The sequence below is a fragment of the Echinicola soli genome (assembly GCF_006575665.1).
In the GTDB taxonomy this organism is placed as follows: domain Bacteria; phylum Bacteroidota; class Bacteroidia; order Cytophagales; family Cyclobacteriaceae; genus Echinicola; species Echinicola soli.
Window position 1 is genome coordinate 4684657 of record NZ_CP041253.1, and the last position, 26023, is coordinate 4710679.

Below are 26023 nucleotides of genomic sequence, written 5' to 3' on the forward strand. Positions count from 1 at the left end.
ATCGTTGCTCTTGTATTGATCTGCCTTTTATTCGTTAGAGAGTGAAAAAGGAACGTCTCCTTTTTTAGTACCTCGCTTTTTATTGGGAGTAGCTGACATATCGAAGTCCAGCTGGGCACCTTCCATCAGCTCCTTGTGACTTAGCCAGTTTTTCGAATAGCTTTGGCCATTTACCTTCAGTCCATCAATATACCGGTTGTCTGCACTGTTTTCAGGAGCACTGATCACCACTTCTTTACCATTCTGAAGCGAGAGGATAACCTTCTTAAAGAGCGGCGCACCAATAACATATTGGTCGGTACCTGGACATACGGGATAGAAGCCCATGGCTGAAAACACATACCAGGCAGAAGTCTGCCCATTATCTTCATCACCACAATAGCCGTCAGGTGTAGGCATATACATGCGGTTCATCGTCTCTCTCACCCAATGCTGGGTCTTCCAAGGTTCTCCTGCATAATTATAAAGGTAAATCATGTGCTGAATGGGTTGGTTTCCATGGGCGTATTGCCCCATGTTTGCGATCTGCATCTCTCTGATCTCATGGATCACACCTCCATAATAGCTGTCGTCAAACACCGGCGGCAAGGAAAAAACCTCATCCAATTGTGCTACAAATTCGGATTTTCCTCCCATGAGGTCGATCAGGCCCTGTATATCATGGAAAACAGACCAGGTATAGTGCCAGCTGTTTCCTTCGGTAAAGGCATCTCCCCATTTGAAAGGATTAAAAGGCGCCATAAATTCGCCATCCTTGTTTTTACCACGCATCAGCTTAGTTTCAGGGTCATACAGCTTTTTGTAGTTCAGACTTCTTTGCTTGTACAGCTCGATTTCCTCTTTTGGCTTGTCCAGGGCTTTTGCTAATTGGTAGATGGTAAAATCATCGTAAGCATATTCCAGGGTTCTTGCGGCATTTTCATTGATACCAACATCGTAAGGCACATAGCCCAATTCCTTGTAATATTCAGCACCAGCACGTCCTACTGCAGTCAACGGCCCTGCATTATTGGCCCCATGGATCACTGCTTCATACAGTGTCTCGATATCATAATCGTAATCTCCTTCGTATTTCAGGTAAGCATCTGCCACTACTGAAGCGGAATTATTGCCCACCATGACATTACGCAGACCAGGGCTGGCCCACTCTGGCAGCCATCCACTCTCCTTGTAGGCATTCGCTAAGCCTTCCTGCATCTGGGCATTCAGCTCTGGATACATCAAATTCAGGAAAGGAAACAATGACCGGAATGTATCCCAAAAACCCGTGTCAGTAAACATATAGCCTGGCAGTACTTCACCATTGTAGGGACTGTAGTGGACCACATTACCATCCGCATCGTATTCAAAGAATTTTCTTGGAAACAATAAAGACCGGTAAAGACAAGAATAAAAAGTCTCCATTTGATCTTGGGTACCTCCAGAAACTTTGATGCGGCCAAGCTGCTCATCCCAGGTTTTTCTTCCTAGCTCTTTTAAGGCATCAAAGTCATGATTTCCGATTTCCTGCAGGTTGATAGCTGCTTGTTCATAGCTGATAAAAGATGAGGCTACTTTGGCATTCACGACCTCCCCTTTTGCTGTCTTAAAACCGATAACAGCTCCTGCGTGATTTGCATCAGCTTCGAGTGCCTCTTGGAGATTACCGTCCTTGAAGGTCTTGGTGAAGGTGAATTCCTTATCAAATTCCACCACGAAATAATTGCGGAAATTATCTGGTACTCCGCCGCTATTTCGCGTGGTATAACCGATAATTTTGTTTTCTCCTGGAAGGACCTTTACATATGATCCCTTATCAAAAGCATCCAATACCACAAAAGCATCATCGGTCTCCGGAAATGTAAACCTGAAACGGGCAGCCCTTTCAGTCGGCGTGATCTCAGTGGTCACATCATGATCGGCCAGGTAAACACTGTAATAGTATGGCGTGACGGTTTCGGCCTTATGGGAAAACCAGCTTTGGCGCTCTTCTTCTTTAAATTTGGGTTTGCCAGTCACCGGCATGATGGAAAATTGTCCATAATCATTCATCCATGGAGATGGCTGGTGGGTTTGTTTAAATCCTTTGATTTTGGTGGCATCGTACATATACGCCCATCCATCGCCCATTTTACCCGTTTGGGGTGTCCAGAAATTCATCCCCCAGGGCATGGCAATAGCTGGATATACATTACCATTGGATAAACTGTAGTCTGAGTCTGTCCCCATCAAGGGCTTGGCATAGTCCACCGGATGGTCCACTTGCTCGACAAGATCAGACTGCCCATAAGCTGCTACGGCCATCGTCATCATTGCCAAGGTCTTGGTCAAAAATGTCTTCATATTAGTGATTGGTTATTTAGTTATTTGTTATTTGATTCTCTGGAACAAACTGTCCATTCCCTAGCCACAAAAGTGCTCAATCCAGCACACAATCATAAGCACCTCTGCTACGAGACACTAGTACTTGATTTTTTCACACTTCGCATTCGGCACCAGTGATTTTACAAATATATTACCTAAACGTTAAAAAGCTAAACCCTTTTAGTTTTTCTTTTTGATTAACTTTTGGGGTATAATATTAATAGAATTATGAATAGATAAATATTTTCATTTCCATTTCTAGGTAAAAAAGCCAAAAGAAAATGCATGATGAAGATGCTCAGGTTGGGAAGATTGCAAAAAAGGAATCTGCCACGGCTGACAAATCCCGAACAGTGACAGCCAATCGGGTATCCGTGGCCACTACCGGCAGATCCTTAGTGACAATAAAAGCCACAGATACACGGATGATCGATGGACAGCGGTGCTTTTTGGGCAACGTCCATCTTTTATCCGTGAATCCGTGGCTTAACTATAATTTGCCTAGAACTTTATCCTTGCGGCTTATTGGTTATAACCGGGATTTTGCTCTAGATTAGGATTAAGTGCTGTTTGGACGTGAGGAATTGGAAACAACTCCCTATTGGGGTCGTTAGTAGCCTCATGATCCCACCAGCTTGCCTGTGTAAAATCACCAAAGCGGATCAGGTCCGTTCTTCTCTTACCTTCGAAGATAAACTCCCTGCCACGCTCTGCAAGAAGTTCCTCCAAGGTCAACGTGGAAGTCGTGTACATCGCATCCGCCCAGTCGGCCTCTGTAAATGCTCGCTGTCTACTGGCATTGATCAAGTCCACTGCCTCTTGTGTAGTGGCACCTCCATTTTGGCGGATAATCGCCTCAGCTTTATTGAAGTACAACTCCGTCAGTCGGTAGATGATATAGTCATTTTCCCAATAATTCTCATCATCCTTGGTGCCTGCGCGGTATTTATTGAAGCGTGCGCCACTGTTTTCCTCTCCTTCGGTCATGCTGCCTTCACCAGTAGCCCCTTCACTATTTCTACGGATGGTATTTACATATTCCAACGGCTGCCCATCATACTCCTCTGTACCCAGTACGGGTTCGTTGGTACCGTATTTATACTGTGTCCCAAAAAGGAACCATTCTTGTTTCCTCAGGTCATTTTCCTGATAGGCATCAAAGGCAGAAGGAATCACCACGAAGGCATTCCAGCCACTGAAAGTAATATCCCACACTTCGGACATATTGCTATAGCCGATGTAAAAACCTCCCCAGTTAAACTCAAAACCGCCTTTTCTGCTAAATGCAAACTGGAAGATATTTTCTGGTGAAGTATGGTTGGTATTACTAAATGGTCCAAGGATATCAGGATCCAATTCCATGGTACCGGTAAGGCTCCCTCCTTCTCCGTCGATTACCTTATCACTGTATTCGATACACTTGTCATACATCGCAGTGCCCGTCCATTTTTCGGCATTCAGGTAAAGCTCCGAAAGCATGGTATAGCCTGCAGCCTTGGACACACGGCCTACCATTTTTTGGGACAGCGGTTGCAACAGTTCCACATTATCCAGCAGCTCCTGTTCCACAAAAGCAAAGACTTCTTGTCTGGTAGCCGATGGAGGGTTTAAAGGTTCTCCCACTGTGGTTACGATAGGTACATTACCCCACATATCCATTATTTTCAGATAATGATAAGCATGCATGACCTTCAGCTCTGCTAAAATGGTGGCCTTATCGTCAAGCGTCATTCCTATACTTTCAAAATCGAGCTCTTCCAAATCAGCAATTACTGAGTTCACATAGCCTAATCCTTCCCACATCAATGCCCATGAACCTCTCAATCTTGGCTCTTGTGATGTCCAGGTGTGGTAATGCATCCGGATATGATCTCCTCCATCATATCCATGACGTCCTTTCTGGGGCCAGGCTACTTGATCAGCGGCCATTTCACCGTGATAATAGTATCCACTCTGTCCAGTAGGAGCTAACCAAGCCTGCATATGGGTAAACGGACGAAGCACGCCCTCCATCACCTCTGTTTTATTGCTATAAAAGCTATCTTTCGTTAATTCATTGTAAACAGTTTCATCCAAATCCATACAGGATACCGTTCCCAATATCGCTGCCGGAGCAAGGATTGCTGCTATTTTATTGATGTATTTTTTCATGATTTCCTCGCTTTAAAATCCAACTTTTAGACCCAATGCAAATGATTTCGTTCTAGGATAGAAGCCTCTACCATCTATACCTGTATTCAACCCAACATCTTGTAATTCAGGGTCTATACCAGAATAGCTAGTAATAGTCAGTAAATTTCTCCCCGTAGCATAAACCCGTAAATTCCTGAAATACTGACTATTAAGCTCGAAATTATAGCCTAGTGTAATATTATCAAGCTTCACAAAGCTTCCGTTTTCCAAATAGTAATCTGAAAACTGTGGGTCGTCATTAAGGTCGGCATGCGTAGTGATCGCACTTTCTAACAGGTTATTTGGCAACCACTTCTTGTTACCAAAATATAGATCTTTGGTATTTAAAATATCAAAGCCAAACTTCCCTCTGAAGAACACCGTGAGGTCAAAATTCTTATACGTAAACGTATTGTTCAGCGAAGCCATATACTTCGGAACTCCGTTACCGATGACTGTAAGGTCTTCTGTGGTCATATCTCCAGCCTCACCAATGGTCCCATCTGCTTTGTAAAATTGCCACTTACCATCTTCAGTAAATCCTGCGAATCTCTTTCCATAAAAGTTACCGATGGGGCCGCCATCTTCTATCCTAATGGCGTTTCCAAGATTTCCAGGACTAGGCAACCCTCCTTCTTCAATCCATGAAATGGTAAACACATCATTTGAAAGAGATGTTACTTTATTTCGTTGCGTATTGGCTGTAAGATCTGCTCTCCAGCTAAAATCTGTATTTTTTATTATGGTAGAGGTCAGATAAAGTTCAATTCCTCTATTGTTGATACTACCAACATTTGTCAAAAGTCTATCCTTGGCATATGCCGGCTGTTGAGAGGTATATTCATAAAGTAAATCTACCGTTTCCCTATTGTACAAATCCAAAGAACCGCCTACTTTATTATTGAACAATAAAAAATCAAACCCTAAATTCCATTCTTTTTTCTTTTCCCATCTCAAGTCAGGATTTGGATTTCTTGATAAACCATAAGTTTGATAATAAATCCCTTCCTGTGGATAAACGCCCCCTTCTGAAAGAGTAATTAAGGATTGATAGTTGTCTATTCCTTGATTTCCAGTAACGCCGTAACCTAACCTCACTTTTAAGTTGTTTACCGCTGTGCTATTAGCCAGGAAACTTTCTTTGGTCAATTCCCAACCTACGGATACAGCGGGGAAATTCCCCCATTTATGGTTGGCTCCAAATCTTGAAGAACCTTCTCTTCTTAAGGTCGCTTGTACGAAATATTTTTCTTGGAATGCATAACTAACCCTTGCAAAAAAGGCTATTAAGGTATTATCCTCTTTAAAACTATCCATCCCTGGACGCGGAAGCTGGGTATTGTTTATGGCACTACCTGCACTCAGATTCCAGTCAAGGAAACCATCTGTTGTAAAACCATTATTGTTCACATTGAATTCTTCTGTAGTAAAATACTGGTAACTGTACCCCACAATAGCATCAAGTGAATGATCGGTATTGAAAATCTTCTTGTAGTTTAAGGTACCTTCAAAGGTATTGGACCAATCCAAATGATTGAATTTGGAAGCATAGCCCATACCTTGGTATTCAGATGTGGGACGATTGGCAAAATCATTCATCGACTGATAGTACCGGTCATTATAATTGTTCCTGATATAAGCACCAAAAGCGGATGCTTTTAGCCCATCCATGATTTCATATGTCAATCGCATATCCCCAGAAAATGTAGACTTATTCCTTTCATCTATTCGATTTGCATAGCGAGAAAGTGGATTGTAGTTGTTATAGGCTTGTGTCTCTACAAATGATCCATCAGGATTAAAAATAGGAGCTGTGGGATTTCGCTGAATGGCCTGTTCAAAATCTCCACTCTGCCCACCTAATCTGTTGGCATCACTAAAGTTTACCGCAAGGTTGGATGCCAAGGTAAGTTTATCTTGAAATCCTGTCTGGCTAAAGCTTATCCGGCCACCAAATTGTTTGTTGCTGTTTTCCTGGGCAATTCCTTCAGCGCCATTATAGTAAAATGAAGCTCGATAGGTGGAATTTTCACCCCCACCAGAGGCAGCAAAGTTATGATATTGACTAAGGTTCTGTTTGTTCAGCAATCGATCATAGAGATCCGTGGAACTACCAAGGTCATTGCCCCCATCGATCAGCCCCTGATCGATCAGGCCACGATACTGATCAGCGGTAAGAAAATCCGGTTTTCTGTCCACATATTCCCGCTGGAAATAGGTGGAATAATCAAATTGTGACTTGCCGGCTTTTCCCTTTTTGGTAGTAATCAGGATTACCCCTGCATTGCCCCGGGTACCGTAGATGGCTGCAGCAGATCCATCTTTCAGTACATCAAAAGAGGCAATATCATCCTGCTGAAGCAGATCCAAACTCCCTCCAGGAATACCATCGATAACAATCAATGGACTGGTCGTACCCACTAAGGAAGTCAAGCCTCTCAACTGGATGTCCGTTCCCCCATTAGGGTTGTTTCCTTGGGGGCGGTTGATGTTCAGACCGGCCACTTTACCCTGGATCAGTTCCATGGGGGACCGCATACCGCCCTGCACAAAGTCATCTTCCTCCACATTGGCCACCGCTGAAGTAATCTCTCGCTTCTTCTGTGAACCATATCCGATCACCACAAATTCCTCCAAGGACTCGGTATTGGAAGTCAGCTCCACATCAAGGGTCGACTGACTGCCAACGGGAACTTCCTGACTGGCCATCCCAATAAAACTAAAGACCAAAACAGATTCATCGGAGGCTACTGTGATCTTATAATTTCCGTCCAAATCTGTCACGGTACCATTGGTAGTGCCTTTTTCTAAAATGGAAACTCCCGGGAGGGGCTCACCGGATTCATCGGTCACTGTCCCGGTCACTTCCTTGGCTGTGGCCTGAAAAAACGATACTCCATCAGCAGTGTTCGTTTCACCAGTCACAAAAACTGCTTCCTCCGCTTGCGTGACGGAACTTAAGGCTCCTGAGAAAAGCATCATCAAAACGCCTCCTCTCAATTTGCGAAAGCTAATGCTGCTGCCGCTCATGCGACTGGCAGCTGGTAACTTTTCTTTCATTTCTTTGGGTTTTAGGTTATCAATTAATTTTAGGTGATTCACGCTATCACAGGACATTTCTTATAAATGACCGGTAATGAGACACAAAAATCTCCGATAAAGCTAAACCCTTTTAGTTTAAAAGCAAAGCCACTTTAACACTACGTAGTATGACTAATTATTTGGTTCAAAAAACAATCGTCCGAATACGGACAAAAAAACGCCTTTAATACCCGTTAAAATTTATTTCATGTAATTAGTGTAAAAATACCATTTTTTCCATCTTTAATTTTAAATAAAAAAATATTGATAATATCTATTGAATTCCACTTCTATTAAAAAGATGGTTAATAACAACCATTTTTGTTAAATTTTATCAAAAACACCTACTTAATCACCTAAAATTTACTGGCATTTTCCTAGAAAAAATTTATCCAGCAAAGCACTACTAAGTATACAATATATTCTCCAATAATAATTTCACTGATAAATAGCATATCGTTAGAAAAACAACCGTATAAACCATAAAAAACCAGCAATAACCATACATAAAAATACTATATTTCAGGAAGTTAGACGATGTAGATTCTTAAAACAATGACCAATGGCCAATAGTTTTAAGGAAATACTAACCTTTCCAGAAGCTACTGCATAATCCGTGTTCAATCCTGTTCAGTCAGTGTGTATTTAGCTGAAAATTAATGTTCCTATAGGAATCATTATGGCTAGAAATTAAAACCATGATTTTCTCGCATACGGCCCGCGGTATAATTATTTGAGTAATACATCTAAACAGGCAGTTCTTCATCTTTCAAAAAACAACCCATAGTCAATCCTGTCGAATCCTTCTATTTTTTTGATTTATTGGTTGACTCTCTTTCTTTTAGTGACGCATGCAAGACTATTTTATTGGATTCTCGTTCTCCTTGAGGAGTGCTGATGGATTGCAGCATGGATTGGATGAGGCCTTGAGCGATTTCTTCCTTTGGCTGAACGATACTTGATACAGAAGGGGTATTGAATTTAAAAAACTCATTGTCATCAAAAGCAATCACAGCAAGATCGTTGGGGATCTTCTTTCCCACTTGCTTGATCACCTGCATTCCCTTCATGGCCAAATAATTGGTTGCAAAGAACACTGCTTCCAAATCACCATTTGATTCAAAATACGCCGTCATGGCATTCTCTGTCTCCTGAGAAGAATAGGTATCATAGGGGATTTCCAAAATTTGCTCTTCGATCCCTTCTTTTTCACACATTTGGATATATGCTTCCCTCCTGTCATGCATCTGCGACTGATCTGAGTCAATGGTCACAAAACCAATTTTCCTCAGCCCATTTGCCAAAAACAAATCCAGCCCTTGCTTGGCCCCTTGAAAATTATCGATCACCACATAACTGCAATCCACCTCTGGCAGGTACCGATCAAAAAGAATCAGCGGGTTTCTGTCCTTGGACAATTCTGTCAAAAACCCCGCATCCATCCCTACTGGTGGTGTAAGGATATAACCATCCACCTGCAAATCCCTAAACATGCTGATCAGGCCCATGGTCTTAACGGGATCGTTATTGGTACTGGAATAAATGATTTTGTAGCCATCCTTAAAGGCACGGTCTTCGATCATTTTGGCAATGGTCGCAAAAAATGGATTGGAAATATCTTCTACCATAAACACGATGATATTGGACTTCCCGGTCCTGAGGCTCTTGGCCAATTGACTAGGCTGGTAACCGATTTTCTTTACGTAAGCCTGTACCTTATCGATCAGTTTTTGACTTATCCTGTTTTCTTCTGCTTTGCCATTCAAAACAAATGAAACTGTCGTTACCGAAATATTCAGCTCCTTGGCAATGGCTTTTATGGAATGTTTCTTTTTCTGCATCCTGTGTGGTTGTACGAAAACTATCTCCCTGCTTCCAGGGATTATAAAATCTGGGAAACGTCAAATATAATTGATTCTTGCGTTTTTATTGTGATCAATTATCTTAGAGTTAATCGAAAATGGTTAATTGGGAGATTTCGGATAAAAGATAATGGAATATAGGGTTTTCAACAAATTGATAAAAACTTTTAGAAAGATTTAACCAAACAAAAAAGGTTGCCCTCCTTCAAGGGCAACCTTTGTAACTTATTTTAACATAAGGCAACTAACTCATTCAATTCCCGGATCCCACCATGTAGTGGTCGTCCATGTATCCCCTCCCATATTTGAAATAGCATCATTCAAGTTTTGAGGATTGGTGGTGCCTTCCGAAGAAGGGTAAATCTGTCTCCGAGGAATCTCACCATTCGAGAAGTTACCGGTATAATCAACGGGTGTAAGCATTGGGTATCCCGAACGCTTCCAGTTGTTCCAAGACTCTACAAAATTCGCCAATAATCCAGTTGTGACCCATATCTGCTCGTTGATCATTTCCATGGCACTTTCTGTGGAGCTCATGTCCAATGGATTGGCAACTGCATAGTCGCCAGCATCATCACTGGAAACTACTCCTCCACCAAATTTCCCTATAGTGGTCATGGCACCCAACACTCCTGCTTCATAATGTTCCGCTGCTGTTCCTGGCACATTGTACCCTCTCACAGCTGCTTCTGCTAGCAAAAACTGCACTTCTGCATACGTAAGAAAGAAAATCGGTGCATCCCTGTCTCTATAAATCCCTGTAGGACGGGAATACTTCCCGATAGGCGCTAGGTCATCCCCTTCACCTGTACCGCCAGGATAGTTTGGCTCATTTTTAATATCCGTAGCCCCTCCTTTCAGGTCATAGCCATTGGGCAGACCAATCTGTACAGCAGGATCATTATCTCCGACCACATTTCCATCTTTATTAGCCGCGAGGCCAGCGGGCGGCACTTCAGCAATGACCGGCAGTCTAGGATCGTCCGTCGCCTGAAGGTAATCGATCATCGCCTTGGACCAGCGAACTTCGTAGATATCATCCTGTACATTCAAGGCATTTGCGCTGGAGTTGGCATATCCATTGTTTTGATCTGAAAACATCAAGGCATCATCTGCAGCAGCATCAAATACCCCTCCAGCTACGGCCTTTTCCACATAGCTCTGGGCGGATGTAGGATCCACCTCCACCATGCGCATGGCCATCTTAAGCATTAGAGAATAGCCGAATTTTTTCCATTTGGCTATATCACCATCATAGATTACATCATTGGTGATCTCATCACTGCCACTTCCAAGGGTATTGATCGCATTTTCTAGGTCAGCCAACATGGTCATGTATACTACCGACTGCTGATCATACTTGGGCTGTGTAAGTCCCTCTTGCCCTTGCAAAGCCTCTGTATAAGGAATGTCTCCATAGATATCCGTCACAAAAGACAAGGTCAGTACTTTCATGATATCGCCCACAGCATTGAGATTGGTCAGCCCTTTGTTCATGGCCAATTGCTGCATCTGGTTGATTCTGGAAGATGCTTCATAGCCTTGGTTCCATACACCTTGGATATAATTATTGGTACTCCCAGAAATGACATATTTATCGGCATTGGAATAGTAATTGGCCCCTCCAGTGGATGTCGAGGCCAATACCTGAACCCACATGCTCTGAAAAAGTACCGGACCAGTATATCCTGTCACCATGTTTCCATAATTATAGGAAACGGTCGGCAAAATCAAATTCGGATCAAAGAGATCACCATCGGCCTGGTTAGGGTCGGTATTGATTTCTTCAAAATCACCATCGCAGCCAGTAAAAGCCACAAACAGCCCTACCAGTATTAAACTTATATATCTTTTCATGATCAATTCAATTTAAATTTAAGGTTGAATCCGTAGGATCTTGTACTTGGCAAACTGGTCCCTTCGATACCTGTATAGTTGATATTCGAACCAAAAGAGGCTTCAGGATCAATATTCTCAGCATGACGCATCAAAATCGCCAGGTTTCTAGCCACCAACGACACGTTTAAACCTTTGATTACCGGTGTATTGGCAAACCATTTGGCAGGCATGGAGTATCCCAGTGTCAGTTGTCTCAACTTAACAAAATCGCCATCTACTACACTAGTGCTTGTCACGTTTTGGGCAAGCGCTTTATAATAATCCTCTGCTGTGGCGGTATTCCCATCATTGGAAACCCCGTCTTCTCGTCCCACTAAGGTATTTTTATTTAACCCTCTCCAAGTGGAATAATATTCTGTAGCAGACAGCACCTTATTACCAAAGCTATAATCTATTAGGAATGAAAATGTGATTCCGTTATAAGAAAGGGTGTTATTCCATCCGCCATAAAAAGTAGGCAGTACTGAGCCATAATTTTTCAATTCCCCTCTTATCGGTAGTCCAGAATCATCCACCATGATGCTTCCATCTTTCTTATAGGCATAATCATATGCCCTGATCTGCGGGCCAGACTCTCCTACCACAAAAGCCGTCACGGCATTTCCCAGTGTTGCCCTGTTTTGTCCTAAAGTAATGGGGTTATTATCAGGACCTGTGCTAAGCACCTCATTTTTCACATTGGTCATATTCACGGAAGTTCTCCAAGTGAATTTTGGTGTTTGGATAGGCATACCTGACACCAAAACTTCCAAGCCTGTATTTGATACCGAACCGGTCGCTACCACGCCACTGTTAAAACCAGAGGTAATGCTATAAGTAGCATTCATGATCTCATCATGGGTGGTCTTGGTAAAGTAGGCAATGTCAAAACTCAACCTATTCTTAAAGAAACTCATGTCCAGGCCAAGCTCCACTTCGTCTGTCGTAAAGGGCTTCAGCTCTTTGTTTGGTAACGAAAGTGGTGCGGATCCTGCAGGCACACCGTTAAAGGCATTGGCCGAACTGTAATAGAATTGGGTCCGATATGGCTGTGTCGGCTCACCACTGGTCACAGCATAGGAAGCTCGGAACTTACCAAAATCCATTGCATCGACATTTAACAAGCGATCAAACACAAATGCCAAGGCGACAGATGGCGAAAAGATACTGTTATTTTCCGGATTCAATGTACTGTACACATCATATCGACCAGTAGTGGTCAAGGTCAAGAAATCCTTGTACCCAAATCCTAGTGAATAATATGCAGAATGCACCTCTCGCTCTTGGTAATTCAGTGTATTGTCATTCCTGTTAAAAATCTCTGTATTGTAAGGAGAATATAAATATGGCAACACAAACCTACTACCGCTCAGTCCGATTGACTCGAATTTGTTTTTCCGCATATTCACCCCAGCCAATGCATCAAGCTCGATATCCTCAGTCAGATCCACTATAGCCCCCAAAATACCATCGATGTTTAGTTCTGATCGGGTCGATTGACCGCGATTATTCAGTGCTCCCTGCAAATCAGCCGTATAAGCCAGGCCGTACGGTTCCACTGTATTTACTTTGTCATTGGAAACATCATTTCCCAGCCGAACCATCGCATAGACATCAGGTGTAAAATTATACTTCGCAGACAAGGCAGAAATCGTACGGTTCCTTTCCAGATCATTGATTCCCCTTTCTGTGATGAAATAAGGATTGGTTACATAAATATCATCGCTGAATACTGTCTCCGCTCCCGTGTCGGGATTGTAACCTGGTGCAAAAATATTATGATCGATATTGGGTGCCAAGAACAAGAAGTTGTTAGGGTTTCTTGGCCCATCACTGAGATATGGGATATTGGTCGACAGCTGGTTCACATAATTTACCATCGCGGTAACATTCAGCTTATCGGTAATGTTCTGTTCCACATTTAGGTTAATCGTCTTTCTATCCATCCCACTATTAGGAACAATGGAATTGGCATCGAGATTGGAGAAGGAAAGCCTAAATGAGCCATCATCTCCCAATCCTTTTGACACAGACACAGTATTGGTGAAGTTGGTCCCTGTCCTGTAAAAATCGATATAGTTTTCACTTGCAGGGGAATAGGGGTAATTATCCCCATCAAAACCAATAACCTGGCTGCCATCCATCCTGGCTCCCCAAGCCAATCGGCCTGTAGTCTGGGCATCACTGGCAGTTGTTGGTTTGAGCCCTCCTGTTCCTTGGCCATAAACATTTTGGAAATCGGTAAAGTCCACTCCTTGTTCTGCCATGAAGTTCATGGTATAATCCAAGGACCAATCTCCACCTTTTTTCCCAGCTTTTGTAGTGATAAGGATCACGCCATTAGAAGCCCTCGACCCATATAGTGCCGAGGCAGCTTGTCCTTTCAGGACGGTCATGGATTCGATATCATCGGGACTGAGATTACCGATACCGTCACCATTATCACTGCCGCCCCACTGGCCGGCAGACCCTCGCTGGGTATTGTCCATCGGGATTCCGTTTATGACATAAAGGGGAGATCCAGTCCCACTGATACTCGGGAGTCCTCTGAGGGTAATCTTGGAGGTACCTCCAGGGCCACTGCTGGTACCTTTTACTACCAGTCCAGCTACCCGGCCCGCCAGGGAATTGGCCACATTGGTCTCCCGTGCCTCGTCTAACGTTTCACTGCCCACTTGGGTCACAGAATAGCCCAGTCTTTCTTTTTCTTTACTGATACCAAGCGCCGTCACCACTACTTCGCCCAACTCCTCAGTATCCTGAGAAAGGGCTATGTTGATGGTGGTCTTGCCTTGGACAGCCATTTCCTGGCTGGTGTAACCTATAAATGAATACACCAAAGAAGCGTTCTCCGGTATATTGGTCAAGGTGTATTTTCCGTCTAGATCAGTAGATGTACCAGTAGTGGTGCCTTTGATAAAGACATTTACGCCCGGGATGGGCTCACCACTATCTGCATCAGTCACCGTACCAGAAATGGTTTTGGTTTGGGATGCACTCGTAATAGATTGGGTTTGGGCAATTAATAACTGCCCTCCTACCAATACCATGAAAAACATGGTCAGTAAAACTTTTCTCATAGGAAAAAGGGTTTTAGATTAGGATTAAGTTCTTTACTTCACGCAGCTATCTAATAATGGCAACATGCAAAATCGCATGACCATGAAACTTGATCGCCTTTAAATCAATACCTCAAACAAAATTAGGACAAACGGAAAATTATTAATTTAAACCATTGAAATAATGTTATTTTCGGTAATCAATTATCGCTATTAAAGATAGTAAATAGAAAACAAATACAAAATAGTTGTTTGTTTTTTTAGTTTAGTTAATATAAATAAATAATTTTTAACACAAAAACAGCTAACTTTATTTATTTTTTAATAAAACAACGTTATATAAATATATTTTTTCACACAACTATTTCATGAAGGAGGATTATGGACCGTTATGTTTTTACTGAAATCAATAAAAATTCGCCTCTCAAAAAACTATAAATCCATTTAGCAGTTTTCTTTTTGTTCTGTATACCCAAACTGGAACGGTTTTAGCTAACATTGCTAATAGAATACGGTTCAGCCCGTATGACACGACCAACCTATTATTAACTTATTAAATACAGGAAACATGAACAATACAAGAAACTTAAAATGGATAGGTGTATCGCTGGTTCTATGGTTGGTGTTAGCGGTTAATTCTAAGAGAGCACAAGCAGAAACTCCTTACGGTGTATCTTTCCAAGTGTTTTATGACGAACTCTCCCCTTACGGTGATTGGGTAAATGACCCTAGGCACGGATACATCTGGTTACCATATGTAGACGGTGATTTTCATCCATATGGATCAAATGGCCACTGGGCCATGACAGAATATGGTAATACCTGGGTATCTTATTATGACTGGGGCTGGGCTCCATTTCACTACGGAAGATGGCTCTTTGATGACTATTATGGTTGGGCATGGGTCCCTGGCTATGAATGGGGGCCGGCATGGGTCAATTGGAGAACAGGCGGCGGTTATTATGGCTGGGCACCATTGGGCCCTGGTGTATCTATAAATGTATCTGTGGGCATTCCGAGTTTCCAATGGGTATTTGTGCCAAGAAGCCGGTTTATGAATAGACATGTCTATCGATACTATGCTCCTAGACGAAATATTGTGAACATTTACCACCGGACTACCATTATAAATAATACAATTGTTTATAACAATAATCGGTATGTAGGCGGCCCTCACAGACGAGATATCGAACGGTATAGTAGACGTTCTGTGGAAACATACAGGATAAACAATACTAGAAATGCAGGAAGGGCTTCATTATCCAGGTCCAGGAACACCCTAAATGTTTACAGACCGAACTTAAGAACAGCCCGAAATGAAAGCGGGGTTAGCGGAAAACCCGGTAGGGTTACTTCCCGTGAACAAGCGAGATCAAGCCGTTCCAAAATGGGTAGGTACAATTCAAACAATAGTACCCGTTCAAACAATGCATCGCCTTCAAAGAGACAAAGCAGTAGATCGAATGACAGAGGCGTAACACCCTCTAACAGATCTTCAAACTCGTCTTATGGTAACGGGAGCAGGTCTTCTAGAGAATATAATAATACTAGAAGCTCCACTAGCGGTTCAAGAAGTACTCCGCGTGAAAAGATAAAAACCAATAAGAGCAGGAGTAATTCTTATGAAAAAAAACCCACTGAAAGCAAGAGCTATGGGCAACGTTCATCAGGAAGGTCCAATGCACAAAGCAGGTCATCAAGACCTTCTCCAAGTAGGGAATCTGTGCGTAAGCCTTCGAGCTCAAGAAGTCAATCATCAAGGCCTACTGCTTCTCCATCAAGAAGTAGAAGCAATTCTTCTGTCAGTAGAGGCAGCTCTTCAAGCGTAAGCAAATCGTCAGGATCTTCTTCTCGAAGCCGAGGCAGCTCAAGCAGCTCTTCGAGGGGAGGAAGCAGTCGCTCAAGGGGAAATAATCAATAAAAAATAGCAATGGATTTTAATGTTAGGTGATAGATTACAGAAAAGCACGACTGGATGTCTGGTCGTGCTTTTTTAAAACTTACTGAAACGGGAACAAAGACAAGTCACATCACTTAAAAACAAATCAAACAACAGACTATCAGCACGTTACAACCAAACATCAGTAAGACGGCACAAGGACAATTTGAAAGTATCCTTATCATCAATGTTAAATTTTGATAAAAAACAGCCTAAAATGGGCAAATAAGCCGAATAAATCGATTAAATTAAATGCTAATTCTCGTGAAAGGGTTGTTGAATACTAAATAAACTCCCTATATTCACGTTTTTAATGACATAAACTTAAATAATTTAACACTATGAGCAGATTCACAGAAGTAAAGGAACTAGTTGATTCATTGGAAGACGATTTTGCCAAATTCTACGAAAAAGGTAACAAAGCAGCCGGTACAAGAGTTAGAAATGGCATGCAGGCTATCAAAACCCTAGCTCAGGATATCAGAAAAGAAGTTACTGATATCAAGAACTCAGAGAAATAGTCTTCCAGCTATTATATATAGCATGAATCAAATAAAACAGCCGCTGATCATCAGCGGCTGTTTTCGTTATTGACTTTTATGACTATCCGCGACTTTGCACGTAGCCTCGAAAAAACAAAATATTCATCGGGAAGCCATTATTCGGCCTTTGGTCCCGGTCGACCGGGATTAGGACAGTTGATGGGGGCGTTAAAAAAATGAGTTAGCTCGCGCAGTGGACAAGCGAGATCCACTCATTTTTAGCCCACGGCAATTGGCACAAAATCAAATTGAGCCAAACGAAACTGTAATCGAAATACCAAATTCACTCAATTTGAAAAAGGCTCCAGGGCCTAGATTTTTGGTTCTTTTCATCAATGGAAATGCGTTGCATTCATGAAGCCCTTTTGAAAGCATTTTCACACCTGAATAAAAGAACAGAAAACAATAAGAGCCTTTTTAATATTTGCTTACGTGCAACATTGCGGATACACATATTGACTTTTTTCTGGTAAAGCCCACCTTTTCCGGGGGTCAAGTGAAAAAGCTGGGGGATTAGGGTTTGTTCCGATAGCACGCAGATGGCGCAGATTAATAAGATTTACGCTGACTTTTTTTGCTGGAGCACGCATTCCTATTAATAAATAAATAAAAGAGAAATATGCTTACCATAGCCACCTAGAAATGTCTATCGGTTAACCACATAAGCGCCTAGGCTACAATAAGACTATACTTCCCCAGTCGACTTAGCTGCGCACTTTATGCATTAGGTGATGACCACTTGAAATGTATCTGTCCTCAACTTTTCGCTTTATCCAATTTATTTGCATCCCATCCCACAAAAGAGAATGGCTTCGTCCAGCCTTTGTGATTAAAAAAATTAGCGAATATCCTCTCTATCGGTGCCATCAAAAATGGTTCAGCCCCCTTTCCTCCGGATACCATTGATATATTCATATAAGCATTACCTAATTTGGTCCTTCTGCCTATTCTCTTATAGGTTAAAAAACGTTAAACCAAACCATTTTGGTGGCTTTTCTCGTATTAAATAATGAACCAACAAGAAACTTACGATAAAAGCGTATCAACCCTACCCTTTATTACATTATGAAAAACCTGATTTTAACAACAGTATTTACCTGTTTGTCCTTGGTGTTTACTATGCAATACGCCCATTCAGCTGAAATGGCCAAAAAGGATACTGCTACCTTTGCCGCAGGATGTTTCTGGTGCGTAGAGGCGCAGTTTCTACAACTTGAAGGTGTCTCAAAAGTCATATCAGGATACACAGGTGGCCATATGGCTAACCCCACCTACAAAGCCGTTGGTACCGGTAAAACAGGACATGCCGAAGCCATTTCCATTGTTTATGACCCTGAGGTGATCACCTATGATGAGCTGCTGGAAGCGTTCTTTGTCGCGCACGACCCTACGCAGCTAAACCGACAGGGAAATGATGTAGGAACGCAGTACCGAAGTGCCATATTCTACCATTCTGCCGCGCAAAAGGAAAAGGCAGAATACTATATCAATAAACTCGACAAGGAGAATATCTATCCCAAAAAGATTGTTACAGAATTAGCGCCCATGAAGAAATTCTATGTAGCGGAGGATTACCACCAGAATTATTACAATCTCAACAAAGAACAGGGTTATTGCCGCTATGTCATTACTCCGAAGCTGGAAAAATTCCAAAAGATATTTAAAGATAAACTGAAGGAAGGAAAATAATATGAAAAGAATACTAATGATCGGTATCATGCTGACAGCCATTATAGGCTGCAGCAAGGGCCAAAGCAACCAAACCCAAGGCACCCAGAAAGGCAAAACAGCAAACCCCTACTATTCCAAAACGGACACCACCAAACTGGATGTTTCGGATGCGGAGTGGAAAAAAATCCTACCGCCGTTCCTTTATGCCGTGGCCAGGGAAGCGTCTACTGAAAGGGCCTTTACGGGCAAATATTGGGACAGTGACACCAAAGGCACCTATTACTGCGCTGTCTGCGGCAACAAACTGTTCCTCTCAGAGGCCAAATTTCAAAGTGACTGCGGGTGGCCGAGTTTCTTTGAGCCGGTGCGCCAAAACAGCGTGATCTACAAAGAAGATAACTCCCACGGTATGAACAGAATAGAAGTACTTTGTGGCAGGTGCGATTCCCATTTGGGCCATATCTTCAACGATGGTCCTCCTCCTACCCATAAAAGGTTCTGTATGAATTCAGTTTCATTGGATTTTGAGCCTTTGGGAACAGTTGGGTTAAATTGACGGCAATCACAGCAATTCGGAGCAGGAATTGGTCTGGTCGGAAAATAATGGAATGCGGATAATCATCTATTTACCCTGTCTCTAGCCTGCCTGGACAGGCTAGAGACACATCCAAACGGCGTCACTGGCTTCGTACCAACAAGCATTCCGAGTTCTTTCGAGCTGTCCCGAGCTAGGTCAACTAATTCAACATTACAGCGGGGAGAGACTCTCTATTAGTCCCGAAGGGATATCTATAGCACAAATCAAGAACGGCTGAGGCTAAAGTTTCAACTACCCAAGTTTATCTCATCCCTATCGGGACAGCTACTGCTTAGTATTTTCAATTAATGCAGCACCACCTCATCCACAAACACCCAAGCCTTGTCCCCTGCTCCCCTGTGCCATGAAGGCAATCGCTGCAGCGGAGTTAGCTTCAGACGGAGCTTCTTATAATTTCTCTCCGGTATTGGGTAAACCAATTGGCCCATCCTGTTTTTATCCAGCTTTTTGGGCATTTCCGGAGAATCAGTTACGATCACTTTCCAGGAATTTTCGTTTTCCTCCATCGCCGACACCTCTACTTTGGCAGGAGGAAAAATATATGCATCTTCATGGTACAGAAGGCTGACAGCTACGGTTTCCACTTTGCTACCGTCCATATCCAGCACCAAATCCAACGGCTCATCTTTAAACCCCAACCAACCTCCTGCTGTATGGGTATCTCCCCCTTTTTCCAAATCAAAGAGGGTTTCTTCCATCTTTGCTTGGTATTGCTTGGCCGGCTGGGTCTGTAGTTCTACAGCGAATGGGGAAACCCCTTTGCTGTAAAAAACCTCGGTAGTAAATTCACTTGTTTTCCACCCCTTTGCATAGGCGATGGCCTTTAGCTGACCTGTTCTATCCAACTTTATCGGCCCTTCATAAGGAATGCCGCTCAAACTATCCGGGTCTGAACCATCCAGTGTATATCGTATTTTGACTGTCCCAATAGCATGCTTCAACGTCACTTCTTGCTCCCCCTCAAAGATCACTTCTTCTAATTTCGCTTCCGGTGGATTAAGCTGATAAACCGAGTCATTTCCTATAAAACCCCACTCCAAATAGACATTGGAGAGGGTTTTTTCATGGGGTTTGGCATTTTCTTGCCCTAAGCCCGTGTTCCACAAACTCACAAACTCCAAAGATTTGATCTCTAAAAGGATATCGAAGATTTTAGGAGAAAGCTCGTTTCCTGACAGGGACAGCCTTTTCAGTTCCGGTAATCCGGAAAGTACTTTCAACTGTTCCTCATCGACTCCGGTGAAATTAAGCTTTAGGTCTTCCAAATGTTCAAAGTCTTTTAACCAAGCCAGGTCCGATCCTTTCAGGGGCATCCAGTTCAAGTTAATGCTGACCACTTGATTGCTGATTTTACGTAATTCTTTCAAGGATTCCGGATCAAAAGCCGCTACCCCAAAATAAGATACCTCCAGGGCCGAAGATTCCGGAAAAATGGGTTGAACCAATCTATAAAAGTTATTTAAAGCCTTTACATCTTCTTCATCCGCTGCCGGAAAATCATACGGATCCTCCTTTTCCAATTGCAGGCTCGCCAATTGGTACAGTTGGCTTTCCTTGCCTTTGTCCACGACTTTTCCTTCAAAATCAGTTCCTTCCTTTACCCATAATCGAAGAATGTCCAGTTCTTCCAGTGTCAACTGTGCCTTTCCTTTTGGCGGCATGTGCCCTTTTTCTTCCATGGGAAGCTCGATATGGTGAACCAATAGTGATTTTTCCCAATTAGCCGTATCGAACAGGCTGCCCGACTCTCCTCCCTGTTGGATCATGGCCACTTCATCCAGCCTAAGTTTTCCCTTGCTCTTGCTCGCCTGATGACAGTTAACACATTTTTGCTCTAGAATAGGCTTGACCAAATGCTGGAATACTTCGGCTTCCTCCAAGGCCACCTGTGCGTTTTCTTCTGTCCGCAGAGGTGCCATCAGAAAGTCACTGCCATGGGTCAGGTCTGCTCCCAAATGGCCCGCTCCAATCAGCAGGAACAACAGTATCAGACCTATTGGCTTCACTGTTTTAGGCCACCTGTCCATCGTGAAATACACCAGTAAGCCCAAAAAATAAACCGCTACGCCCAGCCATTTGTGCAAAGTCAAATTATCTCCTTCATAGCCTTCTTCCTGGCTGAGCACCCAGCCACTGAGGACTGCTATTCCTGCAAAAAATATTGCCAGCAGCAGCGCCCATTTAGTAATTTTCTTCTGGTGCACCTCCGGCATGATCCCCGGAATAAGCATAAAAGCCAGCGCCGCCAACATCAAGACAATGGGAAAATGCAACACCAGGGGATGGCTCCTTCCTAGCACCTGAAGCAGCGCAGGCACGATCAACCGATCGCCCGCAAAAAGAAAAATAAGAATAAACCCGGTGAAAACGATCAATGCATTTTCAATCCAACCCTGTAGCTTACTTTTTATGTTCATGAATGGTTATTTCTTCGTTTTTTTATGACTACTCTCCTCCCCCCTAAAATGGGGAACTTTGGAGAGCAGGATTACAAATCCCACTCTGTTCTTTGTGCTGAATGATAAATCGGAACAGCGATTCTTCCCATCTTGATACTAAATTCCTCAAACCAAAATATCCTTCATTACTTTACCGGCCACATCGGTAAGCCGGTATCTTCTTCCGAGGTGTTTATAGGTGAGCTTTTCGTGATCTATGCCCATTAAGTGCAAAACGGTGGCTTGGAAATCATGGACATGCACAGGGTTTTTGGTGATGTTATAGCCAAAATCATCCGTTTCTCCATAAACCATTCCTGACTTCACTCCTCCACCGGCCATCCAAATGGAAAATGCCCTTGGGTGATGGTCTCTCCCGTAGTTATCGACGGACATTTTTCCCTGGCAGTAATTGGTACGACCAAATTCACCGCCCCAGATCACCAAGGTTTCATCTAATAGCCCCCGCTGTTTCAGATCAGTAATCAGGGCGGCAGAAGCCTGGTCTACATCCTTGGCCTGTCCCGCCATTTCAGAGGGCAAGTTACCGTGCTGGTCCCAGCCCTGGTGATAAAGCTGCACGAAGCGTACGCCATTCTCGGAAAGTTTTCTGGCCAAAAGGCAATTGGCAGCATAAGTGCCCGGTACAAGACAATCTGGGCCATATAGCTTGATAATGCTGTCCGGTTCATTGGAAACATCCGTCACTTCCGGCACGGCGGTCTGCATGCGGAAGGCCATTTCATATTGTTGGATTTTGGCTTGGATTTCCGGGTCACCATATTGATCGTAGGACATTTGGTTCAGCGAGGCAATTTGGTCCAGCATTCTCCGACGGTCGGCCCTTTTCATGCCATCCGGATCGCCGAGATAGAGTACAGGGTCTTCGGAGCTGGAGAATTGCACGCCCTGATGAACTGAATCAAGAAACCCATTGGACCAAAGTTTAGAATACACACCCTGCCCATTACCTTTGCCCCTGCTGAGCAATACGCAGAAAGCCGGCAGGTTATTGTTTTCACTTCCCAGCCCGTAGCTGAGCCAAGACCCCATACTCGGGCGGTTGCCCACCTGCGCCCCGGTTTGGAAAAAAGTAAGGGCAGGATCATGGTTGATCGCTTCGGTGTGCATGGATTTTACGATGCAGATATCGTCCACGATCTTGGATGTGTGCGGGAAAAGCGAACTCACCCAGGCCCTCGCTTCGCCATATTGCTGGAAATCATAGTATGATCCTACTAAGGGAAAAGAACTTTGACCAGATGACATACCGGTAAGCCGCTGTCCCATACGGATACTCTCCGGTAGATCCTCCCCCATCCGTTGCTTCAGCATGGGTTTATAATCAAAGGACTCCAACTGACTGGGTGCACCATTTTGAAAAAGGTAAATGACCCTTTTTGCCTTTGGCGCAAAATGGGGCACCATTGCCATGATTTCTTCCTCAGCAGAAGATCTTCCAGAAAAAAGGTCGGGGATCAGTAGTGACCCCAAAGCCATACTTCCTAGCCCCAAACTCATTTTGGACAGGAATTTCCTTCTATTTTGATTCAATCCGTGCTCTAATAGTTCCTTTTCCATCTTATATCTTTGTAATCGTTTCTTCTAAATTATATATGGTCACAATGACCTGCATCATGGCTGCGGCATCAGGAGTTATCGTCGGTTCCTTCAGCGGTTTCTCCCCTACTTCCATCGACACTTTCACCAATGCCGGCTTTTCTTCAAACCGCTTTTTTTCCTCTTCAAAATAGTTTATCAGCAAGGTTTTCTCTTCCGCTTTGATATCCCTGCAAACGATCTTTTTAAATGCCCAGGCTACGCCTTCCTCCGGAGATAAGTTTTCTTTTTCTATTTGTGAAGCCATCACTCTGGAAGCTTCCAGTACAAAAGGATCATTGAGCATCACCAATGCCTGTAAAGGGGTGTTGGTTCTGCCACGGGTCATCTCGCAGATGTCACGGTTACTGGCATCAAAGATGATGGCTTTAGGCGGCGGTACCGTCAGTTTGATAAAATGGTAGAGTCCCCTTCTGTAAAGGTCTTCCCCTTTGTCCTGCACATATTTTGCGAGCGATCCCCGCCCCGAGGTAGCTGCTTCCCAGAGGCCATCAGGTTGATAGGGTTTGATGCTGGGACCGCCTATTTCTGTATTGAGCAATCCACTGCTGGCCAAAACTAGGTCTTGGATGCTTTCTGCTGTCAACCGAAGCCTTGAAGCCCTGGCCAAGTAAAGGTTCTCCGGATCTTTTAAGCGTTCCCTTTCCTCTATTTCAGAATTCTGTCGATAGGTGGCTGACATAAAAACCTGTTTCACTAGCCGCTTAATGTCCCAACCATTTTCCATAAAATCCACGGCCAGCCAATCCAACAGCATGGGATGTGTCGGCAGATCACCCTGCATACCAAAATCCCCCGCTGACTTTACTATTCCATGCCCGAATATTTCCTGCCATATCAGGTTGACAAATACCCGTGCAGTAAGTGGGTTTTCCTCATCAGTGGTCCATTTGGCCAGTCCCAGCCTGTTCTTGGGCAATTCCTCTTCAAACGGCATGATGGAATTTGGTGTGTTTGGACGGACTTCCGTGGTCGGCGCATCATACACTCCGCGGTCCAAAACATACGTCTTCCGCAGGGTATCCAGCTCTTCCATGACCGACACCATGACCTTACTGGTATCCTGGTGGTTGATATAGTCAAGGATACCTTCCCTGCTCAAATCCTTCTGGTCAATCCATAAAATGGGGGTTTTGGCTGGCTTGCTATTAGCGACATCCCCTTCAAACCCCTTCTCTGGCGTATTGTTAAAAAAGGCATAAAGCTGGTAATAATTTTCCTGAGAGAACGGATCATACTTGTGGTCATGGCATTGGGCGCATTCCATGGTAATCCCTAGTATGCCTTTCGAAAAAGTATTGGTCTTATCCAGGACGTACGTCACCCGGTATTCTTCATTAATGACACCTCCTTCTTCAGTGATTTTATGGTTCCTGTTAAAAGCCGTTGCCAAAATCTGCTCTTTCGTGGCATTGGGAAGCATATCTCCTGCCAACTGCCAGGTAAGGAACTTGTCATAAGGCATATTTTCATTAAAAGCATGGATCACCCAGTCCCGGTATGGCCACTGGGTCCGGATTTCATCATCCTGATAACCATAGCTGTCGGAATATCGGGAAACGTCCATCCATAGCACAGCCAGCTTTTCTCCAAAAGCTTTTTTGGCCAATAACTCGTCCACCAAAGCTTCATAACCCAATTCATCCATTTCCTTGTACTTTTCTAGCATCGCCGGAGAAGGCGGTAAACCGGTGATATCGAGACTCAGCCGCTTGGTCAATGTCTGATTTTCTGCCTGCTTATTGGGAGAAAGCCCTTTCTCCTCCATTCTGGCTAATGTAAAAAAGTCTATTTCATTCTTTGTCCATTCTTCCTCTGCAGCCGGAAGTGCCGGCTTCTCTGGAGGGACAAAGGCCCAATGGGGTTCATACACAGCCCCTTGCTCGATCCATTTTTTGAGAATGGCAATCTCGTCGGGATTCAGCTTTAAATTGGAAGCTGGAGGAGGCATTAGCTCAGCGGGATTTTCCGAAGTGATTTTTTGAAAGACAAGGGATGCTTCAGGCTCTCCAGGCACGATCACGTGCTGAGAGGGATCATCCTTTAATGCTGCATAGGCCCCTTCCTCGGTATCCAAGCGTAACCCAGCTTCACGCTTATTCTCATCAGGACCATGACAGGCGAAGCATTTGTCCGAAAGGATCGGACGAACATGGAAATTATAACTGATCTGATCCGAGGACCTTAACCGCTTCTCCTTGGTATCGGCGGATTGACAGGATATCAGCAGTCCCAGCACAACGGAGCAAATGACGATAAATGAGGAGGTTAAACGCATTTTGAATTATTTTGGGTTATTGGCCTAATTTAGCAAAAAAATTAGAGCAAAACCAGTTTTTCAACTACAAAAACAAACAATCAAAAACAAATCCTTACGTTAACTTACTTTTACAGTACATCATTATGGTATTCAGCTCACGCAATGCACAGATTCCAGCACGTCATCGCCCCAGAGGGACAACAATGTCACGAACAGAGCGGCAGCGTAGTGAAGCGATCCCGTTTCATGATTACAAGATTGCTTCACTTCAGCTCCTTTTTGTTCGCAATGAACGAATCCCATTTCATCATCGCGAACGTAGTGGTAACACAGCAAAGCCATCCCGTATGTACGAAGGGAGATCGCTTCGTTCCCAATAGCTACGGGACAGGCTATTCCTCCTCGCTCACATGACGGCTTTTTTATGCTATCCGAAGATGGCCCTAGGCTCCCAACTTGGACCATCTTCGCCCCTCCAAAGTCTCAGACTCGACCAGTAATCCTTTCTGCTCATCTGCCGTAGGCAGTAAAGCTTGGTAAGTAACTCCGCATCTCTCATC

At 43.6% G+C, this 26023-nt stretch carries 13 protein-coding genes; 4 read left to right on the top strand and 9 right to left on the bottom strand.

What is annotated here, in order from left to right; translation table 11 throughout:
- Nucleotides 1–27: 27 nt before the first annotated feature.
- The 6 genes from FKX85_RS18330 to FKX85_RS18355 form a co-directional block, all read right to left on the bottom strand.
- The gene (locus tag FKX85_RS18330) at nucleotides 28–2322 is read right to left on the bottom strand and encodes a GH92 family glycosyl hydrolase (protein WP_141616114.1); all 2295 of its coding nucleotides are present in this window, start codon (nucleotides 2320–2322) and stop codon (nucleotides 28–30) included.
- A gap of 543 nt (nucleotides 2323–2865) precedes the next feature.
- Nucleotides 2866–4494 (bottom strand): RagB/SusD family nutrient uptake outer membrane protein, encoded by a 1629-nt coding sequence (locus FKX85_RS18335; protein WP_141616115.1) that lies wholly within the window; start codon nucleotides 4492–4494, stop codon nucleotides 2866–2868.
- 12 nt (nucleotides 4495–4506) lie between these two features.
- The gene (locus FKX85_RS18340; protein WP_141616116.1) at nucleotides 4507–7575 is read right to left on the bottom strand and encodes a SusC/RagA family TonB-linked outer membrane protein; all 3069 of its coding nucleotides are present in this window, start codon (nucleotides 7573–7575) and stop codon (nucleotides 4507–4509) included.
- An 827-nt stretch (nucleotides 7576–8402) separates the two neighbouring features.
- Nucleotides 8403–9437 carry a LacI family DNA-binding transcriptional regulator gene (locus FKX85_RS18345; RefSeq protein ID WP_141616117.1) on the bottom strand — a complete coding sequence of 345 codons (1035 nt, stop codon included), beginning with the start codon at nucleotides 9435–9437 and terminating at the stop codon, nucleotides 8403–8405.
- Between the two features lie 270 nt (nucleotides 9438–9707).
- Nucleotides 9708–11315, bottom strand: coding sequence for a SusD/RagB family nutrient-binding outer membrane lipoprotein (locus FKX85_RS18350; RefSeq protein WP_141616118.1), 1608 nt, complete (start codon nucleotides 11313–11315; stop codon nucleotides 9708–9710).
- 2 nt (nucleotides 11316–11317) lie between these two features.
- Nucleotides 11318–14416 (bottom strand): SusC/RagA family TonB-linked outer membrane protein, encoded by a 3099-nt coding sequence (locus FKX85_RS18355; protein WP_141616119.1) that lies wholly within the window; start codon nucleotides 14414–14416, stop codon nucleotides 11318–11320.
- Nucleotides 14417–14963: 547 nt separating this feature from the next.
- Between FKX85_RS18355 and FKX85_RS21815 the strand changes: the two genes are divergently transcribed.
- From FKX85_RS21815 to msrB, 4 genes are all read left to right on the top strand, one after another.
- Complete coding sequence (locus tag FKX85_RS21815) at nucleotides 14964–16316, top strand: DUF6600 domain-containing protein (protein WP_141616120.1); 1353 nt, start codon at nucleotides 14964–14966, stop codon at nucleotides 16314–16316.
- A 359-nt stretch (nucleotides 16317–16675) separates the two neighbouring features.
- Nucleotides 16676–16855: a histone H1 gene (locus FKX85_RS18365; RefSeq protein WP_141616121.1), complete on the top strand. Its 180-nt coding sequence runs from the start codon at nucleotides 16676–16678 to the stop codon at nucleotides 16853–16855.
- Nucleotides 16856–17995: 1140 nt separating this feature from the next.
- Nucleotides 17996–18565 (top strand): peptide-methionine (S)-S-oxide reductase MsrA, encoded by a 570-nt coding sequence (gene msrA / locus FKX85_RS18370; RefSeq protein WP_394345022.1) that lies wholly within the window; start codon nucleotides 17996–17998, stop codon nucleotides 18563–18565.
- 1 nt (nucleotide 18566) lies between these two features.
- Nucleotides 18567–19103, top strand: coding sequence for a peptide-methionine (R)-S-oxide reductase MsrB (msrB, locus tag FKX85_RS18375; protein WP_141616123.1), 537 nt, complete (start codon nucleotides 18567–18569; stop codon nucleotides 19101–19103).
- Nucleotides 19104–19429: 326 nt separating this feature from the next.
- On the opposite strand, the gene FKX85_RS18380 is transcribed toward msrB, so the two are convergent.
- The 3 genes from FKX85_RS18380 to FKX85_RS18390 form a co-directional block, all read right to left on the bottom strand.
- On the bottom strand, nucleotides 19430–21562 hold the full coding sequence (locus tag FKX85_RS18380; RefSeq protein ID WP_141616124.1) for an FN3 associated domain-containing protein: 2133 nt from the start codon (nucleotides 21560–21562) through the stop codon (nucleotides 19430–19432).
- Between the two features lie 147 nt (nucleotides 21563–21709).
- A complete protein-coding gene (locus FKX85_RS18385; RefSeq protein WP_141616125.1) occupies nucleotides 21710–23164 on the bottom strand; it encodes a DUF1501 domain-containing protein in 1455 nt (484 codons plus the stop codon).
- 1 nt (nucleotide 23165) lies between these two features.
- The gene (locus FKX85_RS18390; protein ID WP_141616126.1) at nucleotides 23166–25481 is read right to left on the bottom strand and encodes a PSD1 and planctomycete cytochrome C domain-containing protein; all 2316 of its coding nucleotides are present in this window, start codon (nucleotides 25479–25481) and stop codon (nucleotides 23166–23168) included.
- Between the last annotated feature and the right edge of the window lie 542 nt (nucleotides 25482–26023).

What these genes read in the sequence shown, in the direction of transcription:
- FKX85_RS18390 (WP_141616126.1), bottom strand. Translation starts at nt 25,481, where the DNA reads ATGCGTTTAACCTCCTCATTTATCGTCATTTGCTCCGTTGTGCTGGGA.
- FKX85_RS18330 (WP_141616114.1), bottom strand. Translation starts at nt 2,322, where the DNA reads ATGAAGACATTTTTGACCAAGACCTTGGCAATGATGACGATGGCCGTA.
- msrA (WP_394345022.1), top strand. Translation starts at nt 17,996, where the DNA reads ATGCAATACGCCCATTCAGCTGAAATGGCCAAAAAGGATACTGCTACC.
- FKX85_RS18340 (WP_141616116.1), bottom strand. Translation starts at nt 7,575, where the DNA reads ATGAAAGAAAAGTTACCAGCTGCCAGTCGCATGAGCGGCAGCAGCATT.
- FKX85_RS18355 (WP_141616119.1), bottom strand. Translation starts at nt 14,416, where the DNA reads ATGAGAAAAGTTTTACTGACCATGTTTTTCATGGTATTGGTAGGAGGG.
- FKX85_RS18385 (WP_141616125.1), bottom strand. Translation starts at nt 23,164, where the DNA reads ATGGAAAAGGAACTATTAGAGCACGGATTGAATCAAAATAGAAGGAAA.
- FKX85_RS18350 (WP_141616118.1), bottom strand. Translation starts at nt 11,315, where the DNA reads ATGAAAAGATATATAAGTTTAATACTGGTAGGGCTGTTTGTGGCTTTT.
- FKX85_RS18345 (WP_141616117.1), bottom strand. Translation starts at nt 9,437, where the DNA reads ATGCAGAAAAAGAAACATTCCATAAAAGCCATTGCCAAGGAGCTGAAT.
- FKX85_RS21815 (WP_141616120.1), top strand. Translation starts at nt 14,964, where the DNA reads ATGAACAATACAAGAAACTTAAAATGGATAGGTGTATCGCTGGTTCTA.
- msrB (WP_141616123.1), top strand. Translation starts at nt 18,567, where the DNA reads ATGAAAAGAATACTAATGATCGGTATCATGCTGACAGCCATTATAGGC.
- FKX85_RS18335 (WP_141616115.1), bottom strand. Translation starts at nt 4,494, where the DNA reads ATGAAAAAATACATCAATAAAATAGCAGCAATCCTTGCTCCGGCAGCG.
- FKX85_RS18365 (WP_141616121.1), top strand. Translation starts at nt 16,676, where the DNA reads ATGAGCAGATTCACAGAAGTAAAGGAACTAGTTGATTCATTGGAAGAC.
- FKX85_RS18380 (WP_141616124.1), bottom strand. Translation starts at nt 21,562, where the DNA reads ATGAACATAAAAAGTAAGCTACAGGGTTGGATTGAAAATGCATTGATC.